The sequence below is a fragment of the Streptomyces sp. NPDC002884 genome, assembly GCF_040295245.1.
In the GTDB taxonomy this organism is placed as follows: domain Bacteria; phylum Actinomycetota; class Actinomycetes; order Streptomycetales; family Streptomycetaceae; genus Streptomyces.
The window spans coordinates 1-5,038 of the sequence record NZ_JBEOVB010000087.1; the positions used below are offsets into that span (position 1 = coordinate 1).

Annotated in this window: 3 protein-coding genes; 2 read left to right on the plus strand and 1 reads right to left on the minus strand. The window is 70.5% G+C overall.

Annotation, left to right across the window (positions count from 1 at the left end):
* Positions 1 to 142 precede the first annotated feature (142 nt).
* Positions 143 to 2,884: a phosphoenolpyruvate carboxylase gene (ppc, locus tag ABT070_RS45935; protein WP_351769304.1), complete on the minus strand. Its 2,742-nt coding sequence runs from the start codon at positions 2,882 to 2,884 to the stop codon at positions 143 to 145.
* 315 nt (positions 2,885 to 3,199) lie between these two features.
* On the opposite strand from ppc, the gene ABT070_RS45940 reads away from it, so the two are divergent.
* Positions 3,200 to 4,213, plus strand: coding sequence for an acyl-CoA desaturase (locus ABT070_RS45940; protein WP_351769306.1), 1,014 nt, complete (start codon positions 3,200 to 3,202; stop codon positions 4,211 to 4,213).
* Positions 4,210 to 4,890, plus strand: coding sequence for a TetR/AcrR family transcriptional regulator (locus tag ABT070_RS45945; protein ID WP_062645257.1), 681 nt, complete (start codon positions 4,210 to 4,212; stop codon positions 4,888 to 4,890). Before ABT070_RS45940 ends, ABT070_RS45945 begins: the two co-directional genes overlap by 4 nt.
* Positions 4,891 to 5,038 lie beyond the last annotated feature (148 nt).

Sequence of the window (5,038 nt, forward strand, 5' to 3'; positions counted from 1 at the left end):
GCCGCGTTTTGCGGGCGGGGGTGCCGTGCGCGGTGGGGGGCCGGGGGGGGGGGGGGCGGGTGGGCGTCGGGTTGTCGGTCGGGCCCCTCCGGGCCCCCCCGGTCCGTACGGACCGGGGCGCCCCTTCGTGCCGGTGTGCGGGTCAGCCGGTGTTGCGCAGGCCCGCGGCGACGCCGTTGACGGTGAGGAGCAGGGCGCGGGCGAGGAGCGGGTCGGGCTCGGCTCCCGCGGCGGCGGCGTCACGCTGGCGCTTGAGCAGCGTGACCTGGAGGTAGGAGATCGGGTCGAGGTAGGCGTCGCGGATGGTGAAGGTCTGCTTGAGCACGGGGGTGGCGTCGAGCAGTTCCGTTTCGCCGGTGATCCTCAGTACCTCGGCGACGGTGAGGGCGTGTTCGGCCTTGATCCGGTCGAAGACGTGCTTCAGGTCGTCGGGGACGAGGGTGTCGACGTAGTGCTGGGCGATGCGCAGGTCGGTCTTCGCGAGGGTCATCTCGACGTTGGAGATGAAGTTCCGGAAGAAGTGCCACTGGTCGCGCATCTCGTCCAGGACGGTGTCGAGACCGGCCTCGCGCAGCGCCTTGAGCCCGGAGCCGACGCCGAACCAGCCGGGGACGATCTGGCGGGACTGGGTCCAGCCGAAGACCCACGGGATGGCACGCAGGCCGTCGAGCGAGACGCCGGAGCCGGGGCGCCGGGAGGGCCGGGAGCCCAGGTGCAGGTCCGCGAGCTGGTCCACCGGCGTCGACGCGAGGAAGTACGTCGGCAGGTCCGGGTCCTCGACGAGGGCCCGGTAGGCGCCGTGGGCGGCGTCCGAGACGACGTCCATCGCGGCGTCCCAGCGGGCGAGGGCCTCGTCGGACTGGCGGGGGGCGGTGTGCAGGGCGGAGGCCTGCAAGGTCGCGGCGACCGTCAGTTCCAGGTTCTCCCTGGCCAGGGAGGGGATGAGGTACTTGTCGGAGATGACCTCGCCCTGTTCTGTGACCTTGATCTCGCCCTCCAGGGTGCCCCAGGGCTGGGCGAGGATGGCGTCGTGGGAGGGGCCGCCGCCGCGGCCGACGGTGCCGCCGCGGCCGTGGAACAGCCGCAGCCGCACGCCGTAGCGGTGGGCGACGTCGCGCAGCCGGCGCTGGGCGCGGTGGATCTCCCACTGGCTGGTGGTGATGCCGCCGAACTTCGAGGAGTCGGAGTAGCCGAGCATGACCTCCTGGACGTCTCCGCGCAGCGCGACGAGGCGCCGGTAGGAGGGGTCGGAGAGCATGTCCTCGAGGATGGTGTCGGCGGCCTTCAGCTCGTCCGTGGTCTCCAGGAGCGGCACGATGCCGATCTTCGCCCAGCCGGCGTGCAGGTCGACGAGGCCGGCCTCACGGGCCAGGACCGCCGCCGCGAACACGTCGTCGGCGCCCTGGCACATCGAGATGATGTACGACTCGATGACCTCGGGGCCGAAGACCTCCAGGGCCCGCTTGACGGTGAGGAAGACCCCGAGGGTCTTCTCGCCGGCGGCGTCGACCGGGGCCGGGGAGGGGGCGAGCGGCCGGCGGGAGCGCAGTTCCTTGGCGAGCAGCTTGGTGCGGTACTCGCGCGGCATGTCGGTGTAGCGCCAGGACTCCTCGCCGAGACGGTCGAAGAGCTGACCGAGGGCGTGGTGGTGTGCGTCGGCGTGCTCGCGGACGTCCATGGTGGCGAGCTGGAGGCCGAACGCGGCGAGGGTGCGGATGGTGCGGTTCATCCGGCCGTCGGCGAACAGACCGCCGCGGTGCTGGCGCAGGGAGGTCTGGATGAGGGTGAGGTCCGCGAGGAGCTCGCTGGTGCCGAGGTAGTCGCGCCCGTCCTCGTGGGGGATGCCCTTGGCGAGGCGCTGCTTGGTGTTCTCGAGCTTCTGCCGGATGCAGGTGGCCTTGAGCCGGTAGGGCTCCTCGGCGTTGAGGCGCTTGTAGCGGGGGCTGATCTCGGGCATCCGTTCGAGGTCGCCCTTCAGCGACTCCAGGAGTTCCTCGGTGGCTCCGGTGTAGCGGATGGAGTTGGAGAGGAAGCCGCGGAGCTCGTCGATCATGTCCAGCGCGTCGTTGATGCCGTGCTCGTGCTGGAGGATGAGAACGTCCCAGGTCACCTGGGGGGTGACATTGGGGTTGCCGTCGCGGTCGCCGCCGATCCAGGTGCCGAAGGTGAGCGGGCGGGTGTTCTCGGGGAGCTTGACGCCGACCCGCTCCAGTTCGGCGGTGAGGTCCTCCAGGACGTCGCCCACGGCGCCCGCGTGGAGTTCGTCGAGGTAGTAGACGGCGTTGCGGGCCTCGTCGGCGGGCTCGGGGCGTACGACCCGGAGCTCGTCGGTCTGCCAGACGAGGTCGATGTTCTCGGCCAGGCGGGTGTCGTAGCGGCGGCGGTCGGCCTCGATGACGGGGGTCTCGAGGAGCGCGGCGATGCGCCGGAGCTTGTTCAGTACCGACCGGCGCGCGGCTTCGGTGGGGTGCGCCGTGAACACGGGGCGAACGTTGAGGTGGCGGACCGTCTGGAGGACGTGCTCGGGGTCGACGTCCTTGAGGCGGTCGGCGGTGCGGGCGAGCAGGCCGCCCTCGGCGGCGCGGCGCTCGCGCAGCTCGCGGCCGCGGTGGACCTGCTCGGTGACGTTGGCGAGGTGGAAGTAGGTGGAGAAGGCGCGGACCAGCTTGGCCGCGGTCTCCAGTTCGATGCCACGCAGCAGTTCGGCGGCGGCTTCGCCGTCCTCGCGGGTGAGGCGGCGGACCTTCTCGACCAGGTCGAGAAGCTCCGGGCCTTCCTGCCGGACGAGGGTCTCGCCGAGGAGGTCCCCCAGTCGGCGGATGTCGGCGCGCAGCTCGGTGCTGGTCGTTGCGGTGGCCTGGCCAAGGTCGTCGGCACTGCTCACAGGTGCGGCTCCTTGCAGTGTTGAAGCTCGTCCGGGAGGGAACCCGTACTCCGGCCCCGTGCGGCGGGCGTCGCATAGGGGCCGGACATCCGGGAAGAAAACAGAGCGGACCGCGCTGTCCGACTGTCTCCAAGGATAGGTGTCCATGGGGACGCGCAGGTTGGCGGGCTCTTGCCGCCCGGCAAGGCACTGCCATACTTACGATGCCGTAGGTTACGGAACCGTAGGGAGCGTGGCACTGGTGCGCCGTGCGACCTTCCGCGGTGTGCGGAACAACGGCATCTCCCTCATTCCCAGACCCCCCAGGGGACGCGCATGACCACAGGCAGCTCCCACGTGATCGATGACCCTTCGAAGTCGCCCGACGGTACCCCCACACCCTCCGCCACCCTGGGTGGCGAGCAGAAGCGTTCGATCGAGCAGATCATGCTGCTGGTCTTCATCGTCGTTCCGTTCCTGGCGGTGCTGGCGGCGGTGCCGCTGGCGTGGGGCTGGGGGGTGAGCTGGCTCGACCTCGGTCTGCTGGTCTTCATGTACTACCTCGGCTGCCACGGCATCACGATCGGTTTCCACCGCTACTTCACGCACGGTTCGTTCAAGGCGAAGCGGCCGCTCAGGATCGCGTTGGCGGTCATGGGTTCGATGGCGGTGGAGGGGCCGATCGTCCGCTGGGTGGCCGATCACCGCAAGCACCACAAGTTCTCCGACGCGGACGGCGACCCGCATTCGCCGTGGCGGTTCGGCGAGACGCTCCCGGCCCTGATGAAGGGCCTGTGGTGGGCCCACATCGCCTGGATGTTCGACGAGGAGCAGACCTCGCAGGAGAAGTACGCGCCGGATCTGATCAAGGACCCGGCGATCCGCGCGGTGTCCCGGCAGTTCATCTACTGGACGATCCTGTCGCTGGCGCTGCCGCCGCTGGTGGGCGGCCTGGTGACGATGTCCTGGTGGGGCGCGTTCACGGCGTTCTTCTGGGGCTCGCTGGTGCGGGTGGCCCTGCTGCACCACGTGACGTGGTCGATCAACTCGATCTGTCACGCGGTGGGCAAGCGCCCGTTCAAGTCGCGCGACCGCTCCGGCAACGTCTGGTGGCTGGCGGTCCTGTCCTGCGGCGAGTCCTGGCACAACCTGCACCACGCGGACCCGACGTCGGCGCGACACGGCGTGATGCGGGGCCAGCTGGACTCCTCGGCGCGGCTCATCCGGTGGTTCGAGATGCTCGGGTGGGCCTACGACGTCCGCTGGCCGTCACGCTCGCGTATCGATTCGCGTCGCAACACGGGTGAGGACGACTCCCGACGGGGGAAGGCCACCGCCGAGGCGGCATGATTGACGGCGTGGCGACCGATCCCAGCAGCACCCCCAGCAACGAAGCCAAGCCGCGGCGCGCCCGGCGCACCCGTATGACGGGTGCCGAGAGGCGCCAGCAGCTGCTCGAGATCGGTCGCACCCTGTTCGCGGCGAAGGGTTTCGAGGGCACCTCGGTGGAGGAGATCGCGGCGAAGGCCGGGGTCTCCAAGCCGGTGGTGTACGAGCACTTCGGCGGCAAGGAGGGCCTGTACGCGGTCGTCGTGGACCGGGAGATGCGCCGGCTGCTGGACATGGTCACGTCCTCGCTGACGGCGGGCCACCCCCGTGAGCTCCTCGAACAGGCGGCCTTCGCGCTCCTCGACTACATCGAGGAGTACACGGACGGCTTCCGGATCCTGGTCCGGGACTCCCCCATCCCGCAGTCGACCGGGTCGTTCGCGTCCCTGATCTCCGACATCGCGACCCAGGTGGAGGACATCCTGGGCCGCGAGTTCAAGAGCCGCGGCTTCGACCCGAAGCTGGCCCCGCTGTACGCCCAGGCCCTGGTCGGCATGGTCGCCCTGACCGGTCAGTGGTGGCTGGACGTGCGCCGCCCGAAGAAGGCGGAGGTGGCGGCCCACCTGGTGAACCTGTCCTGGCACGGGCTGGACGGGCTGGAAGCGAAGCCGCACCTGATAGGCCGCCGCAAGGCCTGACGGGACGCCGTACGCGCACAGTCGCGCGGTACACGCGCGGTACACCTGCGGGCGGGGGGGGCCCCCCCCCCCGGGGGGCCCCCCCCCCCCCGCACAAAAACGACCCCCCCCCCCCCCGCCCGCCCGGCAACAACACCGCGGAAAAGAA

Coding starts and splice junctions, on each gene's coding strand:
- ABT070_RS45940 (WP_351769306.1), top strand. CDS start 3,200: ATGACCACAGGCAGCTCCCACGTGATCGATGACCCTTCGAAGTCGCCC.
- ABT070_RS45945 (WP_062645257.1), top strand. CDS start 4,210: ATGATTGACGGCGTGGCGACCGATCCCAGCAGCACCCCCAGCAACGAA.